Source organism: Pseudomonas sp. VMV1 (assembly GCF_056790235.1).
Map to the genome: position 1 here is coordinate 466,796 of NZ_JBXGSE010000001.1, position 18,513 is coordinate 485,308.

The window sequence follows — 18,513 nt, forward strand, 5'->3', positions numbered from 1 at the left end:
AACCTGAGTTTGTTTCATGCGCGCCTGGGTAGGACAATCTCTGCCTTGTCAGGTGGAGGTGTGCAATGGTCAGGATTCATTCCCAGGGTTTTTCGCAGATCGAGCAACACGGCGATGCGTCCTTGGCGACGATGGCGCTCCTCGATGACACCCGTCGCGCAGCCCTGTTCGTGCGTGGACGCCAGCAGCGTCAGCAGGCGTGGCGTGCCCAGCAGGCCGCGGGTAGCGAGCTACTCGCCGTGGGTGACTTTGGCTGGGCTGATCGAGTGCTGGCCCATTCCTATCTGGTAGGCGCAGCCTCGCCCGCTACCTCTCAGGCTGCAACGGAAGACGGCCGCTGGTTCGATGGCGAGCGTTGCTATCGAATTCCCGAGTTCACTCGCGAGCAATCCTTCGTCCTCAACTGGGAGTATCTGTTCGACGAGGTTGCCGAAGCCCGAGCGCTCGGGTTGGCGGTCAAGCCAGTGATCCTGGGTCCCTTGACCTATCTGTGGCTAGGCCGCTCTCTCGATTCTGCCTTCGAGCGTCTCGACCTGCTGGAGTCGCTACTGCCCGTCTATGGCCAGATCTTCGCGAGGCTGGCCGAACAGGGCGTGGAATGGATTCAGATCGACGAGCCTCTGCTTGGCCGGGAATTGCCACTAACCTGGCGCACGGCCTTCGAACGAGCCTACAACCTGCTGCAGCGCGAGCCATTGAAGAAGCTGCTTGCCGTATGTGATGGGGAGCTGACCGACAACCTTGGTCTGGCCGCGGGTCTCCCGGTGGATGGACTGCATGTCGACTGGCCGCGTACGACCCAGGCGCAACAAGGTCTGCTCGATCGCCTACCTGCCTACAAAACACTTTCGCTGGGGCTGACTGGCGATTCCGAACCTGGTGCGCAAGAGCGGCGGTTGCAGTTCGCGCGTCAGGCGGGCGAACGCCTGCAGGATCGTCTCTGGCTGTCGCCTGCCGTCAGTTCGAGCGAGGCCGACTCGGGTCGGGCAGCCGCAACGAACAATGAGTTCCTGCGCCTGGTCAGGGCCGCCCGGGAGGCCGCCAGGGTCAAGCCGGCAACCAGCGCGGAAAGATCCTGGTCAGCGATAGAAGCGGCGCTGGCGAAGCTGGGCGCGGCTCAGTCGGGTTTGGCTTCATCCTGAGCGGATCGCTACGGCAGGGCTAGCGGTGAGCGGTCAGCAGCAGGCCGCCCGCGCCGGCGAAAAAGGCTCCGGTAGCTTGGTTGAGCCGGCGTACGCCGCGGGAGCCGCGGATGAAGCGGCGGATCTGCCGGCCAAACAGACCATAGATGAAGGCCGCGACCATTTCGGCGAACAGGTGGGTGCCGCCGAGGTAGATGAATTGCTGCGTCGTTGGCTGGTTGGGATCGATGAACTGCGGAAAGACCGCTGCGAACAGCAGGATCGCCTTGGGGTTGCTGATGCCGATGAGGAATTCCTGCAGCATCAGCCGATGCAGTGCGCGCGGCTGCGCCGTACTGGTCTCGGTCAGATCCAGGCCCTCGAAGGCCCGGCTGCGCCAGCTCTTCACGCCCAGGTAGAGCAGGTAGAGGGCGCCGACCCACTTGATGACGGTAAAGGCCATCTCCGAGGCCAGCAGCATGGCCCCCAGGCCTACCGCCGAGATCACCAGGAAGATCACGAAGGCCACGTCGCGACCCAGCGCCGCCAGGCCAGCCGTCACCGCGCCATGGCGGATGCCGTTGCTCAGGGAGCAGAAGTTGTTGGGGCCTGGCGTCAGGGCGATGAGCAGGGCGACCGGAAAGAACAGCAGGGCATCGACGAGGTTCATGGCGGTCGCCTGAGACGCCGAGAAGGCGCGGAAGAGGAGGGCTGGTGGGCTATTTAAACCGTCTTTCCACGCCTTTCTCCACCAGAATCTTCGCCGAGATTTCCTCCACGGAAAAATGCGTGGTGTTGATGAAGGAGATGTTCTCGCGGCGGAACAGACTTTCTACCTCGCGCAGTTCGAATTCGCACTGGGCGAAGCTCGCATAGCGGCTGTTCGGGCGCCGCTCGTGCCTGATCGCCGCCAGCCGTTCCGCGTCGATGGTCAGCCCGAACAGCTTGTCGCGATAGGTCTTGAGCGAGGCGGGCAATTGCAGGCGCTCCATGTCTTCCTCGGTCAACGGATAGTTGGCCGCGCGGATGCCATATTGCAGTGCCATATAGAGGCAGGTCGGCGTCTTGCCGCAGCGCGAGACCCCCACCAGGATCAAATCGGCCTGCGCATAGTGGGTCGTACGGGCGCCGTCGTCGTTTTCGAGTGCGAAATTGACGGCCTCGATCCGCTCCATGTAGTGACTATTGTGCATGATCGAATGTGACTTCCCTACCGAATACGAAGATTCGGCGGAAAGTTCCCGTTCGAGTGGGGATAAAAAGGTGGAGAAGATGTCGATCATGAACCCGTTTGACTGGTCCAGAATGGCCCGGATGTCACGGTTGACGATGGTATCGAAGATGATGGGCCGCGCACCGTCCTGAACGGCGGCGGCATTGATCTGCTGTACCATCGCCCTGGCCTTGTCCAACGTATCCACGTAGGGGCGGGTGACCTTCCTGAAGGTGATGTCCCCGAACTGGGCCAGGAGGCTCTGACCGAGGGTTTCGGCGGTGATGCCGGTGCCATCGGAGATGAAAAAGGCGGTTCGTTGCATGGAAGGACGTCCTGGTGGCGTACGGGGCAGGGATCGCTGCACTGTAACCTACCGTCGTCCACTGTCCATGGGGCGAGCGCCGAGGCGTACTGCTTTCCCACAAAGACACAAGATGGAGAGAAGACCTTGGACGAGTATGTAATTTCACTGGAGCAGCTTGGCGTGCACGACGTCGAGCGCGTGGGCGGCAAGAACGCATCCCTCGGCGAGATGATCGCCAACCTGGCTGGCGCGGGCGTGTCCGTTCCAGGCGGGTTCGCCACCACGGCCCAGGCCTACCGCGATTTCCTCGAGCAGAGCGGCCTGAACGAGCGCATCCACGCCGCCCTCGATGCCCTGGATGTCGATGACGTCGTCGCCCTGGCCAAGACTGGCGCGCAGATTCGCCAGTGGGTCATGGACGCGCCTTTCCCGGAGCGTCTGGATGCGGAGATCCGCACGGCCTTCGCCCGGATTTCCGAGGGCAATCCCAATCTGGCGGTCGCCGTGCGCTCTTCGGCGACCGCCGAAGACCTGCCGGATGCCTCCTTCGCCGGCCAGCAGGAAACCTTCCTCAACATCCGCGGTGTCGACAACGTCATTCGCGCGGCCAAGGAAGTCTTCGCCTCGCTCTTCAATGATCGCGCCATCGCCTACCGCGTGCACCAGGGCTTCGACCACAAGCTGGTCGCCCTGTCCGCTGGCGTGCAGCGCATGGTGCGCTCCGAAACCGGCGCCGCCGGCGTGCTCTTCACCCTGGATACCGAATCCGGCTTCCGCGATGCGGTCTTCGTCACCGCCGCCTATGGCCTGGGCGAGACCGTGGTGCAAGGCGCGGTGAACCCGGACGAATTCTATGTGCACAAGCCCACCCTGGAAGCCGGTCGCCCGGCCATCCTGAGACGCAACCTGGGCAGCAAGGCCATCAAGATGGTCTATGGCGATGAAGCCAAGGCCGGTCGCTCCGTGCGCACCGTCGACGTCGAGCCCGCGGATCGCGCGCGCTTCTCCATCACCGATGCCGAGGTCACGGAGCTGTCCAAGCAGGCGCTGATCATCGAGCGCCACTACGGTCGTCCCATGGACATCGAGTGGGCCAAGGACGGCGACGACGGCAAGCTCTATATCGTTCAGGCCCGCCCGGAAACGGTGAAGAGCCGGGCCAGCGCCACCGTCATGGAGCGCTACCTGCTCAAGGAAAAAGGCCAGGTGCTGGTCGAGGGCCGGTCCATCGGCCAGCGTATCGGCGCGGGCAAGGTCAAGATCATCCGCGACGTCAGCGAGATGGATCGCGTCCAGCCTGGCGACGTGCTGGTGTCCGACATGACCGATCCCGACTGGGAACCGGTGATGAAGCGTGCCAGCGCCATCGTCACCAACCGTGGCGGCCGTACCTGCCACGCCGCCATCATCGCCCGCGAGCTGGGCATCCCGGCCGTGGTGGGCTGCGGCAATGCCACCAGCCTGCTCAAGGACGGTCAGACCGTTACCGTCTCGTGCGCCGAGGGTGATACCGGCCTGATCTACGAAGGCGAACTGGGCTTCGACATCCGCCAGAGCTCGGTGGAGGCCATGCCCGAGTTGCCGTTCAAGATCATGATGAACGTCGGCAACCCCGATCGCGCCTTCGATTTCGCCCAGCTGCCCAATGCCGGCGTGGGCCTGGCGCGCCTCGAATTCATCATCAACCGCATGATCGGCGTGCACCCCAAGGCGCTGCTCAACTACGACAGCCTGCCCTTCGAGGTAAAGGAGAGTGTCGACAAGCGCATCGCCGGCTATGGCGATCCGGTTGGCTTCTATGTCGAGAAGCTGGTGGAAGGGGTGTCCACCCTGGCCGCGGCCTTCTGGCCGAAAAAGGTCATCGTGCGCCTGTCGGACTTCAAGTCCAACGAATACGCCAACCTCATCGGCGGCAAGCTCTACGAGCCCGAGGAAGAGAACCCCATGCTGGGCTTCCGCGGCGCCTCCCGCTACATCAGCGAAAACTTCCGCGATTGCTTCGAGCTGGAATGCCGCGCCATGAAGAAGGTGCGCGAGGAGATGGGCCTGACCAACGTCGAGCTCATGGTGCCCTTCGTGCGGACCCTGGACGAGGCGGCGCGCGTGGTAGAGCTGCTTGGCGAGAACGGCCTCAAGCGTGGCGAGAACGACCTGCGCGTGATCATGATGTGCGAGCTGCCCTCCAATGCCCTGCTGGCGGACGAGTTCCTCGAGCACTTCGATGGCTTCTCCATCGGTTCCAACGACCTGACCCAGCTGACCCTGGGGCTGGATCGCGACTCCGGGATCATCGCCCACCTGTTCGACGAGCGTAATCCGGCGGTGAAGAAGCTGCTGGCCAATGCCATTGCCGCGTGCAACCGTGCCGGCAAGTACATCGGCATCTGCGGTCAGGGTCCCTCGGATCACCCGGACCTGGCCAAGTGGCTGATGGAGCAGGGGATCGAGAGCGTCTCCCTCAACCCCGACTCCGTCCTCGACACCTGGTTCTTCCTGGCCGAAGGCAACGCCTGATGCGGAGATGGCCTCGCCCGTGAGGGCGGGGCCATCCAGGTCAGGGATTAAGCCACCCATTTTCCCGAGCGCGGTCCTGGCGATCAACGCAGGGCGGCGCTCACCGGATCGCCGATCCAGCCGGTCGCGATCCCTGCACGAGAAGGTAGATGCAGCAGTACGACAGTGATGTGGAACAGGGCCTCATCTATGGCTATCTCCTCGATGGCCGTGGTGGCGGACGACGACTGAGCCGGCGGGAGCTGGCGGAGGTCGAGCCGGGCCCCAGCGAGGTGCTGTGGCTGCACTGGGACCGCAGCGTCCCCGAGGCCCAGGCCTGGCTGCGCCAGTCCAGTGGCCTGAGCGAATTCGCTTGCGATCTGCTGCTCGAAGAAGCCACTCGGCCGCGACTGGTCACTCAGCCCAACGACAGCCTGCTGCTCTTCCTGCGTGGGGTGAATCTCAACCCCGGTGCGGTTCCCGAAGACATGGTCTCGTTGCGGGTATTCGTCGACAAACGCCGGGTGATCTCCCTGCGCATGAGGCCGATGAAGGCTGCCGCCGAAGTTCAGGAAGACCTGGAGGCCGGTATTGGTGCCCAGAGCGCCGAAGACCTGGTGCTCTATCTCGCCAGCTACATGACCAGTCGGGTCGATGACCTGGTGCGTGGGCTGTCCGACCAGCTCGATGGCCTCGAGGAGCAGGTCGATCAGGACGAGAACAGCCTGCCCGATCATGCCCAGGTGCTCACCCTCAGGCGTCGCGCCACTGGGCTGCGGCGCTATCTGGCGCCGCAGCGCGACATCTATGCGGACCTGGCACGTGGCAAGCCGGCCTGGTTCGTCGAGACGGCCAGCCAGGGCTACTGGAGCGAGTTGCACAACAGCCTGGTGCGCAATCTCGAAGAGCTCGAAGTCATGCGCGAGCGGGTCGCGCTGCTGCAGGACGCCGAGCAGCGGGCGACTACCGAAAGAACCAATCGCACCCTCTATCTGCTGGCGATCATTACCGGCTTCTTCCTGCCCATCAGCTTCATCACCGGCCTGCTCGGGATGAACATGGGCGGGCTGCCCGGCTCCTCGTCACCCTTTGGCTTCCTGATCGCCTGTCTGCTGATCACCGCGGTGGCCGTCTTCCAGGTCTGGCTGTTTCGCCGACTGCGCTGGCTGTGACCCGTCCGCACCTCGCTGCGTCAAGAGGAAACGACCAGCGAGGTGTCCATGCACGATCCTTTCGAAGCGTCCCTCAAGGCGCTCCTCAATACTCCGGCCGAGGCGCGGGACGAGGAGGGCGATGACCAGGCACGCCTGCATCGCGTCCTCAAGACCGCCAACCGTCAAGTCGGCGCAGGCGCGCTGTTCGATCTGATCGGGCGGCACTGGATGGCGGCCCTGCTGCTGGCGTTGGGCAACGGCGCCCCTCATCTGAAGCCGCGGTCGCGTCGTACCCGGCGTGCTGCCGAATCATCCCCGGAGATCTTGAAGTAGATGGAATTCGATATCTGGACCCAGAGTCTGCTGTCCGCCATGACTACCCTGTGGAGCAAGGTGGCCGGCTTCATTCCCAATGTCTTCGGCGCTCTGGTGGTGATCCTGGCCGGATTCGCCGTCGCCAAGATTCTCGACACGGTGCTGTCGAAGGTGCTCGCCAAGCTCGGCCTGGATCGCGTCCTCGCTGGCGCCGGGGTCACCAAGCAGCTGGCCAAGATCGGTATCCGCATGCCGGTCACCACCCTGATCGGCCGGATCGTCTACTGGTTCGTGCTACTGGTCTTCCTGGTATCGGCCGCCGAATCCCTGGGGCTGCAGCGTGTCTCGTCGACGCTGGACGTCATGGCGCTCTACGTACCCAAGATCTTTGGCGCCGCCCTGGTACTCATCGTCGGGGTTCTGCTGGCGCAACTGGTCAGTGGTCTGGTCCACGGCGCGGCCGAGAGCGTCGGCCTGGACTATGCCGCGGGCCTGGGCCGACTCGCCCAGGGGCTGGTCATCATCATTTCGATCTCGGTCGCTGTCGGTCAGCTGGAGATCAAGACCGAGCTGCTGAACCTGGTCATCGCCATCGTGCTGACCGCCTTCGCCCTGGCCGCGGCCCTGGCATTGGGCCTGGGTAGCCGGGGGTTGGTATCGCAGATCCTGGCCGGTATCTATGTGCGCGAACTCTACGAAGTCGGCCAGTGGGTGACCCTGGCAGACGTCGAAGGCGAGATCGAGGAAATCGGCACCGCAAAGACGCTCATCCTGACCGAAGAGGGCGATATCGTTTCCGTTCCGAACCGTCTATTGCTGGAGGCTCAGGTGCGCAGCCGCTGACAGGCGCTGCGGAGATGGCTATCATGCCCGCCACTTTTTGGTAGCTATCTCCGTCTTGAACAAGCCTGCCCCTCATGCCTACGACCCGACCACGCTCAGCGATGAAGAGCTGGTCCAGCGCGCGCATGGTGAACTCTTCCACGTGACGCGAGCCTACGAGGAACTGATGCGCCGTTACCAGCGCACCCTGTTCAATGTCTGTGCCCGTTATCTGGGGAACGACCGGGACGCAGACGATGTCTGCCAGGAGATCATGCTGAAGGTGCTTTACGGTTTGAAGAATTTCGAGGGGAAATCGAAATTCAAGACCTGGCTGTACAGCATCACCTACAATGAGTGCATCACCCAGTACCGCAAGGAGCGCCGCAAGCGGCGTCTGGTGGAGGCATTAAGTCTGGATCCGATGGAGGAAGCATCGGAGGAGCGGGCGCCGAAGCTGGAAGAAAAGGGAGGAATGGATCGCTGGCTGGTTCATGTGGGTCAGGTCGATCGGGAGATCCTGGTGCTGCGCTTCGTCGCAGAGCTGGAGTTCCAGGAGATCGCCGACATCATGCACATGGGCCTCAGCGCCACTAAGATGCGATACAAGCGGGCACTCGACAAACTGCGTGACAAGTTCGCAGCTGAAGTTGAGGGCTGACTGGATGAGTCTGCCGTAAGTTTTTGAACTTCACGAAAACTTGTTGTCGAAGCCTCCGGAGATTGCCGGAATTAGTACCACTAAAATGGGGATACAAAGGATGAAACTGAAGAGCACCTTGGGCGTCGTAATCGGCTCCCTGCTGGCAAGCGCCTCGCTGAGCGCCCTGGCACAAGGTCAAGGCGCCGTCGAGACTGAGCTGTTCGGCAGCCGTCTGTTCACCGACAGCCAGCGCAACATGACCAACGCCGACCTGTACGGCGGTTCCGTTGGCTACTTCCTGACCGACGACGTTGAGCTGGCGTTGTCCTACGGTGAGTACCACAACGCCCGTGGCGACCACGACCTGGGCCACAAGAACATCAAGGGCAGCCTGGCCGCTCTGGACGCTTACTACCACTTCGGTCAGCCCGGTGTAGGCCTGCGTCCGTACGTGTCCGGTGGCTTCGCTCACCAGTCCATCAGCAACCGCGACGTCAACGAAGGTGGCCGTGATCATTCCACCTACGCCAACCTGGGCGCCGGCCTGAAGTACTACTTCACCGAGAACCTGTATGCCCGTACCGGCGTACAAGCTAACTACAACATCGACTACGGCGACACCGAGTGGAGCGCTGCTGTAGGTGTTGGTCTGAACTTCGGTGGTTCCACCAAGAAAGAAGTCGCTCCGGCTCCGGCTCCGGCCCCCGTTGCTGACGTCTGCACCGATTCCGACAACGATGGCGTTTGCGACAACGTCGACAAGTGCCCGAACACCCCGGCCAACGTCACCGTTGACGCTACCGGCTGCCCGGCTGCTGCTGAAACCGTTCGCGTCGAGCTGGACGTGAAATTCGATTTCGACAAGGCCGTGGTCAAGCCCAACAGCTACGCCGACATCAAGAACCTGGCTGATTTCATGCAGCAGTACCCGCAGACCTCGACCACTGTTGAAGGCCACACCGACTCCGTCGGCACTGACGCCTACAACCAGAAGCTGTCCGAGCGTCGTGCCAACGCCGTGCGTAACGTGCTGGTCAACCAGTACGGCGTGCAGGGTGGCCGCGTGAACGCTGTTGGTTACGGTGAGTCCCGCCCGGTTGCTGACAACGCTACCGAAGCCGGTCGCGCCGTCAACCGTCGCGTAGAAGCTGAAGTCGAAGCTCAGGCCAAGTAATTAGCCTGATCCAGACACAAAGAAGCCCGCCTTGTGCGGGCTTTTTTGTGTCTGTCGTTGAGGTCTTGAAGTTGTCAGGCAATAAAAAACCCCGCCGGGGCGGGGTTCTTCATCACGAATCGATCAGCCGCGATCGTCCGGAATGTCACGCTGGGTCACGCCGGTGTACAGCTGACGCGGCCGGCCGATCTTGTAGGGGCCGGACAGCATTTCCTGCCAGTGCGAGATCCAGCCGACGGTCCGCGCCATGGCGAAGATCACGGTGAACATGCTGGTCGGAATGCCGATCGCCTTGAGGATGATGCCGGAATAGAAGTCCACGTTCGGGTAGAGATTGCGCTCGACGAAGTAGGGGTCTTTGCGCGCCAGTTCTTCCAGGCGCATGGCCAGTTCCAGCTGCGGATCGTTGATGCCCAGCTCGGCCAGGACTTCGTCGCAGGTCTGCTTCATCACCGTAGCGCGCGGATCGAAGTTCTTGTACACGCGATGGCCGAAGCCCATCAGCTTGAACGGATCGTTCTTGTCCTTGGCCTTGGCGACGAACTTGTCGATGTTGGACACATCGCCAATCTCGTCCAGCATTTTCAAAACGGCTTCGTTCGCGCCACCATGTGCCGGACCCCAGAGGGCGGCGATGCCTGCGGCGATGCAGGCGAAAGGATTGGCGCCGGAGGAGCCGGCCAGGCGGACGGTGGAGGTGGAGGCGTTCTGCTCGTGATCCGCGTGCAGGATGAAGATGCGATCCATGGCGCGCGCCAGTACCGGGCTGATCGGCTTTTCCTCACATGGCGTATTGAACATCATGTGCAGGAAGTTTTCCGCATATCCCAGGTTGTTGCGGGGATACAGCATCGGTTGGCCCATGGAGTACTTGTGCACCATGGCAGCCAGGGTCGGCATCTTGGCGATCAGGCGCATCGCCGAAATTTCGCGGTGCTGGGGATCGGTGATGTCCAGGGAGTCATGGTAGAAGGCTGACAGGGCGCCAACCACGCCGCACATGATGGCCATGGGGTGCGCATCGCGACGGAAGCCGTTGAAGAAGTTCTTCAGTTGCTCGTGAACCATGGTGTGGTTCTTGATGGTATCGACGAACTGCACTTTCTCTTGCGCGTTCGGCAATTCACCCTTGAGCAGCAGGTAACAGGTCTCAAGGTAGTCGGATTTCTCCGCCAGTTGCTCGATAGGGTAGCCGCGGTGCAGCAGAATGCCTTTGTCACCATCGATATAGGTGATCTTGGATTCGCACGAGGCAGTGGACATGAAGCCCGGGTCAAAGGTGAACACACCAGTGGAGGTGAGGTTGCGAACATCGATCACGTCCGGGCCAAGGGTGCCGGACATAACGGGCAGGTCAACCGGATCCGCTCCCGAGATGATCAACTGCGCTTTCTTGTCAGCCATTAGGCCTCCTTATTTTGCTTTGAAATCATCAATAAACCCTCCACTCAGGGCCTCGCCCACTATAGAGGGATAAATTTGAAAGTCAATTTACGAAAATATCGGCCTAGAGGGTGTTTCTGGCCAGATTGTGCGGCGAAAAGACATTAACACGCAGGCTTCTGAATATCAGCTGGCGACGTCGGGATCGGGTATCGACGTTTGTCATGAGTAGGCTAACTGTCTATAATTCTCGCCCGACCGTACCGGGTCGGCGAGCTGATGCCGAGCGGTCGACGCTTCCCTACAGAAGCGTGTAGCAGATGTGGAATCTCCTATAACTAGCCCGACCGCAATTGGGCCCTCAGTGTGAAAGAAGCCGTGAATAGCAAACGACCTGTAAACCTAGATCTCAGGACCATCAAACTACCTATCACAGCTTATACCTCGATTCTTCACCGTATCTCTGGCGTCATCCTGTTCCTCGGCATCGCAGTCATGCTCTATGGGCTGCACCTGTCGCTGGGTAGCGAGGAAGGCTTCGGCCAGGTGAAAGCTTTTCTGGCCTATCCGCTGGTCAAGCTCGTGATTTGGGGTCTGCTGTCCGCGTTGCTCTACCATCTGGTCGCCGGCATTCGGCACTTGATCATGGATGGGGGCGCCGGTGAAACCCTGCAGGGCGGCAAGCTGGGTGCACAGCTAGTGCTGGTCATTTCCGCAGTTCTGATCATTCTGGCAGGGGTTTGGGTATGGTAACCAACGTCACCAATCTTTCGCGTTCCGGTCTCTACGACTGGATGGCTCAACGGGTCTCGGCAGTCGTCCTCGCGGTCTACTTCCTCTTTCTGATCGGCTTCCTGATCCTTCACCCAGGGCTCACCTTCGAGCAGTGGCACGGGCTGTTCTCCAACACCCTGATGCGTATCTTCAGCCTGCTGGCGCTGGTGTCCATCTGTGTGCATGCCTGGGTCGGTATGTGGACCATTTCCACTGATTACCTGACCACCATGGCCATCGGCAAAGGTGCTACCGCCGTGCGTTTCCTGTTCCAGGCGGTATGCGGGTTCGCGATGTTCGCGTTCTTCGTCTGGGGCGTGCAGATCTTCTGGGGTGTTTGATCAATGTCCACAATTCGTCATATTTCGTTTGATGCCATCATCGTAGGTGGCGGCGGCGCTGGTATGCGCGCTGCTCTGCAACTGGCCCAATCCGGCCACAAGACCGCCGTCATCACCAAGGTTTTCCCGACCCGGTCCCACACCGTATCTGCCCAGGGTGGCATTACCTGCGCCATCGCCTCGTCCGATCCGAACGATGACTGGCGCTGGCACATGTACGACACCGTCAAGGGGTCGGACTACATCGGTGATCAGGACGCCATCGAGTACATGTGCTCCGTAGGCCCGGAAGCGGTCTTCGAGCTGGAACACATGGGTCTGCCGTTCTCCCGTACCGAGCAGGGTCGTATCTATCAGCGTCCCTTCGGCGGCCAGTCCAAGGACTACGGCAAGGGCGGCCAGGCGGCTCGTACCTGCGCCGCGGCCGACCGTACCGGTCATGCCCTGCTGCACACCCTCTATCAGGGCAACCTGAAGAACAATACGGTATTCCTGAACGAGTGGTACGCCGTGGACTTGGTGAAGAACCAGGACGGCGTCGTGGTCGGTGTCATTGCCATCGCCATCGAAACCGGCGAGACCGTCTACGTCAAGGCCAAGGCCACTGTGCTGGCCACCGGCGGTGCGGGTCGTATCTACGCCTCCACCACCAACGCCCTGATCAACACTGGCGACGGTGTCGGCATGGCGCTGCGAGCCGGCGTGCCGGTGCAGGATATCGAAATGTGGCAGTTCCACCCGACCGGCATCGCCGGCGCCGGGGTACTGGTCACCGAAGGTTGCCGCGGTGAGGGTGGTTACCTGATCAACAAGCACGGCGAGCGCTTCATGGAGCGCTATGCACCCAACGCCAAGGATCTGGCCGGTCGCGACGTGGTCGCCCGCTCCATGGTGAAGGAAGTGCTGGCCGGCAACGGTTGTGGCCCGGATGGCGACCATGTGCTGCTGAAGCTGGACCACCTGGGTGAAGACGTCCTGCACAGTCGTCTGCCCGGCATCTGCGAACTGTCCAAGACCTTCGCCCATGTCGACCCGGTCGTCGCACCGGTACCCGTGATCCCTACATGCCACTATATGATGGGCGGCATCGCCACCAACATCCATGGTCAGGCCATCACTCAAGACGCCAACGGCAACGACAGGATCATCGAAGGTCTGTTCGCAGTAGGCGAAGTGGCCTGCGTATCTGTGCACGGTGCGAACCGGCTGGGCGGCAATTCGCTGCTGGACTTGGTGGTCTTCGGTCGTGCAGCTGGTCTGCACCTGGAGAAGGCACTCAAGGAAGGTATCGAGCACCGCGGTGCCTCGGAAAGCGATCTGGAAGCCTCGTTGCAGCGCCTGTCCGGCGTCAACGAGCGCACCACCGGTGACGACGTCGCTACCCTGCGCAAGCAACTGCAGACCTGCATGCAGAACTACTTCGGGGTGTTCCGCACCGGCGAGTACATGCAGAAGGGCATCGCCGAGCTGGCCGACCTGCGCGAGCGCATCGCCAAGGTCAAGATCAACGACAAGAGTCAGGGCTTCAACACCGCCCGCATCGAAGCGCTCGAGCTGCAGAACCTGCTCGAAGTGGCCGAAGCAACCGCCATCGCCGCCGAGAATCGCAAGGAATCCCGTGGTGCTCACGCCCGTGAAGACTTCGAAGAGCGTGACGACGAGAACTGGCTGTGCCACACCCTCTATTTCCCCGGTGAAAAACGGGTCAGTAAGCGTGACGTCAACTTCGCGCCGAAGACCGTACCGATGTTCGAACCCAAGGTTCGGACTTACTAAAGGTGACCACCATGTTGAAAGTCAGCGTATATCGTTACAACCCGGATCAGGACGGCCTGCCGTCCATGCAGGAGTTCCAGGTCGATACCGGTGGGAAGGATCTCATGGTGTTGGACGTCCTGGCTCTGATCAAAGAGCAGGATGAAGGCTTCTCCTACCGTCGTTCCTGCCGCGAAGGCGTGTGCGGCTCCGACGGCATGAACATTAACGGCAAGAACGGCCTGGCGTGCATCACGCCGCTGTCGGCCGTGGTCAAGAACGACAAGCTGATCGTGCGTCCGCTGCCCGGCCTGCCGGTCATTCGTGACCTGGTCGTCGACATGAGCATCTTCTACAAGCAATACGAGAAGGTGAAGCCGTTCCTGCAGAACGAGACCCCGGCACCAGCCATCGAACGCCTGCAGAGCCCGGAAGACCGTGAGAAGATCGACGGTCTGTACGAGTGCATCCTGTGCGCCTGCTGCTCGACGTCCTGCCCGTCCTTCTGGTGGAACCCCGACAAGTTCCTCGGCCCCGCTGCACTGCTGCAGGCCTATCGCTTCCTGGCCGACAGTCGTGACACCAAGACCGAAGAGCGCCTGGCGGCCATGGACGATCCGTTCAGTGTGTTCCGCTGCCGCTCGATCATGAACTGTGTGGCGGTCTGTCCCAAGGGGCTGAACCCGACCAAGGCCATCGGCCATGTGCGGGCGATGCTGCTGCAGAGCGGTACCTGATCCACGTCCCGCCCGGCCAGTTGTGCCGGGCGGGTTCGTTAACGACCTCGATAGCTTGATTCAACCAATGTCCATTCAGGGATACCCGGAACAGCATCCGGGCATTGGCGCAGCCGTAGAGAGACCAGGTCTCGCATCGAGACTGGTCATCGGCTGATGCTATCTCTGCCGAAGGGGTGAACTAGATGCACGAAAGTCAGATGCAGCAACTGTGGGACAGCGCTCACCTGTCCGGCGGTAATGCTGCTTATGTGGAAGAGCTCTATGAGCTGTTTCTGCACGATGCCAACGCTGTGCCGGAAGAGTGGCGCACCTACTTCCAGAAGCTGCCCGCTGTCACTGGCAATTCGCCGGACGTTGCGCACTCCGCGATCCGCGACCATTTCGTGCTGTTGGGCAAGAACCAGCGGCGAGCTCAACCGGTCTCGGCCGGTACCGTCAGTTCCGAACACGAGAAGAAGCAGGTTGAAGTCCTGCGGCTGATCCAGGCGTTCCGTCTGCAGGGCCATCAGGCTGCTCAGCTCGACCCCCTGGGTCTGTGGAAGCGTCAGCCACCTGCCGATCTGCTGCTCAACCACTATGGGTTGACCGACGCCGATCTGGATACCACCTTCCGCACCGGTGAATTGTTCATCGGCAAAGAGGAAGCAACTCTCCGCGAAATCAGGGATGCGCTGCAAGAGACATATTGCCGCACGGTCGGTGCAGAGTTCATGCACATCGTCGATTCCGAAGAGCGCCGCTGGTTCCTGCAGCGCCTGGAAAGCGTCCGTGGCCGCCCGCAATATTCCCCGGAAGTCCGCACCCACCTGCTGGAGCGTCTGACCGCCGCCGAGGGCCTGGAAAAGTACCTGGGCACCAAGTACCCAGGCACCAAGCGTTTCGGCCTGGAAGGGGGCGAGAGCCTGATTCCGCTGATCGACGAGATCATCCAGCGTTCCGGTTCCTATGGGGTCAAGGAACTGGTGATCGGCATGGCCCACCGTGGCCGTCTGAACGTGCTGGTCAACACCTTGGGCAAGAACCCGCGCGATCTGTTCGACGAATTCGAAGGCAAGAAGCTGGTCGAGCTGGGCTCCGGTGACGTCAAGTACCACCAGGGTTTCTCCTCCAACGTCATGACCCAGGGCGGCGAAGTCCACCTGGCGCTGGCGTTCAACCCCTCGCACCTGGAGATCGTCTCTCCGGTGGTGGAGGGTTCGGTGCGTGCCCGCCAGGATCGCCGCGGCGATCGCTCCGGCGACAAGGTCGTGCCCGTTGCCATCCACGGCGACGCCGCCTTCGCTGGCCAGGGCGTGGTCATGGAAACCTTCCAGATGTCGCAGACCCGGGCCTACAAGACCGGCGGCACCCTGCACCTCGTCATCAACAACCAGGTCGGTTTCACCACCAACCGCCAGGAAGATGCGCGCTCGACCGAGTACGCCACCGACGTCGCCAAGATGATCCAGGCGCCGATCTTCCATGTGAACGGCGACGATCCCGAAGCGGTGCTGTTTGTCACCCAGCTGGCGGTCGACTACCGCATGCAGTTCAAGCGTGACATCGTCATCGACCTGGTGTGCTACCGCCGTCGCGGCCACAACGAGGCCGACGAGCCGAGCGGCACCCAGCCGCTGATGTACCAGCAGATCGCCAAGCAGCGCACCACCCGCGATCTCTATGCGGATGCCCTGACCCAGGCCGGCGTCGTCACTGCCGAGCAGGTCCAGGCGCAGTTCGAAGCCTATCGGGGCGCCCTCGACGAGGGTCGTCACGTGGTGGCCAGCCTGGTCAAGGAACCCAATCGCGACCTGTTCGTAGACTGGAAACCCTACCTCGGCCATGCCTGGACCGCGCGGCACGACACCGGCTTCGATCTCAAGACCCTGCAGGAACTGGCCAACAAGCTGCTGCAGATTCCGGAAGGCGTCGTAGTCCAGCGTCAGGTAGGCAAGATCCTCGAAGATCGCCAGAAGATGACTGCCGGCGGCCTGGCCCTGAATTGGGGTTTCGCCGAGACCATGGCCTACGCCACCCTGCTGCACGAAGGCCATCCGATCCGCATCACCGGTCAGGACGTCGGCCGTGGCACCTTCTCGCACCGCCATGCGGTGCTGCACAACCAGAAGGACGCCGTGCCCTACGTGCCCCTGCAGCACCTGGCCGAAGACCAGCCGTCGTTCGAGATCTACGACTCCTTCCTGTCCGAGGAAGCGGTGCTGGGCTTCGAATACGGCTACGCCACCACCACGCCCAACGCGCTGGTGGTCTGGGAAGCCCAGTTCGGTGACTTCGCCAACGGTGCCCAGGTCGTCATCGACCAGTTCATCACCAGCGGCGAGATCAAGTGGGGTCGTCTCTGCGGCCTGACCATGCTGCTGCCCCATGGCTACGAAGGCCAGGGTCCGGAGCACTCGTCGGCTCGTCTGGAGCGTTACCTGCAGCTGTGCGCCGAGCAGAACATCCAGGTCTGCGTACCGACCACGCCGGCGCAGATCTACCACCTGCTGCGTCGTCAGGTGATCCGCCCGCTGCGCAAGCCGCTGGTAGTGCTCACGCCCAAGTCGCTGCTGCGCCACAAGCTGGCCATCTCGACCCTGGAAGACCTGGCCCATGGCTCCTTCCAGACCGTGATCAACGAACTGGATCAGATCGATGCCCAGCAGGTGAAGCGCCTGGTTCTGTGCAGCGGCAAGGTCTACTACGACCTGCTGGAAAAGCGCCGCAGCGAAAACCGCCAGGACATTGCCATCGTTCGCCTGGAGCAACTCTATCCGTTCCCGGAAGAGGACCTGGCCGAGGTACTGGCTGGCTACCCGAACCTCGAGCGCGTGGTCTGGTGCCAGGAAGAGCCGATGAACCAGGGTGCCTGGTACTGCAGCCAGCATCACATGCGTCGCGCCGTGTCCGGTTACAAGCAGGGCCTGGGTCTGGAATACGCCGGTCGCGATGCGTCCGCTGCGCCGGCCTGCGGCTATGCCTCCATGCACGCCGAGCAGCAGGAAAAACTGCTGCACGATGCTTTCTCCGTTTGATTCGCCACGCGACTACTAAAGATCACTAAGGAAATTCATAGAATGGCTATCGAGATCAAAGCCCCTACCTTCCCGGAATCGGTCGCTGACGGCACCGTCGCCACCTGGCACAAGAAGCCGGGCGAAGCGGTCAAGCGTGACGAACTGCTGGTCGACATCGAGACCGACAAGGTCGTGCTGGAAGTCGTGGCACCGGTCGATGGCGTCCTGGCCGAAGTCCTGAAGAACGAAGGCGACACCGTGCTGAGCGAAGAAGTTATCGCTCGCGTGGAAGAGGGCGCCACTGCCGCCGCCGCGCCGGCTGCCCAGCCGGCCGCCGCCAGTGCTCCGGCTGCCGCGCCGGCTGCCGGTGGTGAAGAGGATCCGATCCTCGCTCCCGCCGCACGCAAGATCGCCGAAGAAAACGGCATCGACCCGGCTACCCTGGTCGGCACCGGCAAGGGTGGTCGCATCACCAAGGAAGACGCCGTCGCCGCTGTCGAGGCCAAGAAGTCCGGCGCCGCTGCTCCGGCTGCCAAGCCCGCTGCCGCCGCCGCTCCGGTGGTGACCGCTGCTGGCGATCGCACCGAGAAGCGTGTACCCATGACCCGCCTGCGCGCCAAGGTCGCCGAGCGCCTGGTTGAAGCCCAGTCCAGCATGGCCATGCTGACGACCTTCAACGAGGTTAACATGAAGCCGATCATGGACCTGCGCTCCAAGTACAAGGACATGTTCGAGAAGAAGCACAATGGCGTACGCCTGGGCTTCATGTCCTTCTTCGTCAAGGCGGCCACCGAGGCGCTCAAGCGCCAGCCGGGCGTCAACGCCTCCATCGACGGCAACGACATCGTCTACCACGGCTATCAGGACATCGGCGTGGCCGTGTCCAGTGACCGTGGCCTGGTAGTGCCGGTGCTGCGCAACGCCGAGTTCATGAGCCTGGCGGAAGTGGAAGGCACCATCGCCGACTTCGGCAAGAAGGCCAAGGCCGGCAAGCTGACCCTGGAAGACATGCAGGGCGGCACCTTCACCATCTCCAACGGTGGTGTCTTCGGTTCGCTGCTGTCCACTCCCATCGTCAACCCGCCACAGACCGCGATCCTGGGCATGCACAAGATCCAGGAACGCCCGATGGCGGTGAACGGCCAGGTGGTGATCCTGCCGATGATGTATCTTGCGCTGTCCTACGACCATCGCCTGATCGATGGCAAAGAAGCCGTGACCTTCCTGGTCACCATGAAGGACCTGCTGGAAGACCCGGCTCGTCTGCTGCTGGACATCTGAT

Annotated in this window: 16 protein-coding genes; 13 read left to right on the forward strand and 3 right to left on the reverse strand. The window is 61.9% G+C overall.

Annotated elements, in window-relative coordinates; genetic code table 11:
* The first annotated feature begins 65 nt into the window (after nt 1-65).
* Entirely contained in the window at nt 66-1,142 is a 1,077-nt protein-coding gene (locus tag ACUCV0_RS02095) for a hypothetical protein (protein ID WP_482211885.1), read from the forward strand.
* Between the two features lie 19 nt (nt 1,143-1,161).
* Here the strand turns inward: ACUCV0_RS02095 and ACUCV0_RS02100 are convergent, their stop codons facing one another.
* Together ACUCV0_RS02100 and ppsR are read right to left on the reverse strand one after the other, a co-directional pair.
* Nucleotides 1,162-1,791: a LysE family translocator gene (locus tag ACUCV0_RS02100; RefSeq protein ID WP_323148234.1), complete on the reverse strand. Its 630-nt coding sequence runs from the start codon at nt 1,789-1,791 to the stop codon at nt 1,162-1,164.
* Nucleotides 1,792-1,840: 49 nt separating this feature from the next.
* Nucleotides 1,841-2,659, reverse strand: coding sequence for a posphoenolpyruvate synthetase regulatory kinase/phosphorylase PpsR (ppsR, locus tag ACUCV0_RS02105; RefSeq protein WP_058767088.1), 819 nt, complete (start codon nt 2,657-2,659; stop codon nt 1,841-1,843).
* Nucleotides 2,660-2,785: 126 nt separating this feature from the next.
* Here ppsR and ppsA point away from each other — a divergent pair, with 126 nt between their 5' ends.
* The 6 genes from ppsA to ACUCV0_RS02135 all read left to right on the forward strand — a co-directional run bounded on the left by ppsA (nt 2,786) and on the right by ACUCV0_RS02135 (nt 9,242).
* A complete protein-coding gene (gene ppsA / locus ACUCV0_RS02110; RefSeq protein ID WP_271654322.1) occupies nt 2,786-5,155 on the forward strand; it encodes a phosphoenolpyruvate synthase in 2,370 nt (789 codons plus the stop codon).
* A 149-nt stretch (nt 5,156-5,304) separates the two neighbouring features.
* The gene (locus ACUCV0_RS02115) at nt 5,305-6,306 is read left to right on the forward strand and encodes a zinc transporter ZntB (protein WP_313648398.1); all 1,002 of its coding nucleotides are present in this window, start codon (nt 5,305-5,307) and stop codon (nt 6,304-6,306) included.
* A gap of 48 nt (nt 6,307-6,354) precedes the next feature.
* Nucleotides 6,355-6,621: a CrfX protein gene (locus ACUCV0_RS02120; RefSeq protein ID WP_323148236.1), complete on the forward strand. Its 267-nt coding sequence runs from the start codon at nt 6,355-6,357 to the stop codon at nt 6,619-6,621.
* Entirely contained in the window at nt 6,622-7,446 is an 825-nt protein-coding gene (locus ACUCV0_RS02125; protein ID WP_271654323.1) for a mechanosensitive ion channel family protein, read from the forward strand.
* Between the two features lie 55 nt (nt 7,447-7,501).
* The gene (gene sigX / locus ACUCV0_RS02130) at nt 7,502-8,086 is read left to right on the forward strand and encodes an RNA polymerase sigma factor SigX (protein WP_007159259.1); all 585 of its coding nucleotides are present in this window, start codon (nt 7,502-7,504) and stop codon (nt 8,084-8,086) included.
* Nucleotides 8,087-8,186: 100 nt separating this feature from the next.
* Complete coding sequence (locus ACUCV0_RS02135; protein ID WP_059314190.1) at nt 8,187-9,242, forward strand: OmpA family protein; 1,056 nt, start codon at nt 8,187-8,189, stop codon at nt 9,240-9,242.
* Nucleotides 9,243-9,365: 123 nt separating this feature from the next.
* Here ACUCV0_RS02135 and gltA read toward each other — a convergent pair whose 3' ends face one another.
* Nucleotides 9,366-10,646, reverse strand: a complete 1,281-nt coding sequence (gene gltA / locus ACUCV0_RS02140) for a citrate synthase (RefSeq protein WP_059314191.1) — start codon at nt 10,644-10,646, stop codon at nt 9,366-9,368.
* A gap of 345 nt (nt 10,647-10,991) precedes the next feature.
* Here gltA and sdhC point away from each other — a divergent pair, with 345 nt between their 5' ends.
* From sdhC to odhB, 6 genes are all read left to right on the forward strand, one after another.
* A complete protein-coding gene (sdhC, locus tag ACUCV0_RS02145; RefSeq protein WP_167348559.1) occupies nt 10,992-11,378 on the forward strand; it encodes a succinate dehydrogenase, cytochrome b556 subunit in 387 nt (128 codons plus the stop codon).
* Nucleotides 11,372-11,740: a succinate dehydrogenase, hydrophobic membrane anchor protein gene (gene sdhD / locus ACUCV0_RS02150; RefSeq protein ID WP_059314192.1), complete on the forward strand. Its 369-nt coding sequence runs from the start codon at nt 11,372-11,374 to the stop codon at nt 11,738-11,740. Before sdhC ends, sdhD begins: the two co-directional genes overlap by 7 nt.
* A 3-nt stretch (nt 11,741-11,743) precedes the next feature.
* A complete protein-coding gene (gene sdhA / locus ACUCV0_RS02155; RefSeq protein ID WP_059314193.1) occupies nt 11,744-13,516 on the forward strand; it encodes a succinate dehydrogenase flavoprotein subunit in 1,773 nt (590 codons plus the stop codon).
* 11 nt (nt 13,517-13,527) lie between these two features.
* Complete coding sequence (locus ACUCV0_RS02160) at nt 13,528-14,232, forward strand: succinate dehydrogenase iron-sulfur subunit (protein ID WP_434776144.1); 705 nt, start codon at nt 13,528-13,530, stop codon at nt 14,230-14,232.
* Between the two features lie 185 nt (nt 14,233-14,417).
* A complete protein-coding gene (locus ACUCV0_RS02165) occupies nt 14,418-17,249 on the forward strand; it encodes a 2-oxoglutarate dehydrogenase E1 component (RefSeq protein ID WP_482211886.1) in 2,832 nt (943 codons plus the stop codon).
* Nucleotides 17,250-17,291: 42 nt separating this feature from the next.
* Entirely contained in the window at nt 17,292-18,512 is a 1,221-nt protein-coding gene (gene odhB / locus ACUCV0_RS02170; RefSeq protein ID WP_059314195.1) for a 2-oxoglutarate dehydrogenase complex dihydrolipoyllysine-residue succinyltransferase, read from the forward strand.
* Nucleotide 18,513 lies beyond the last annotated feature (1 nt).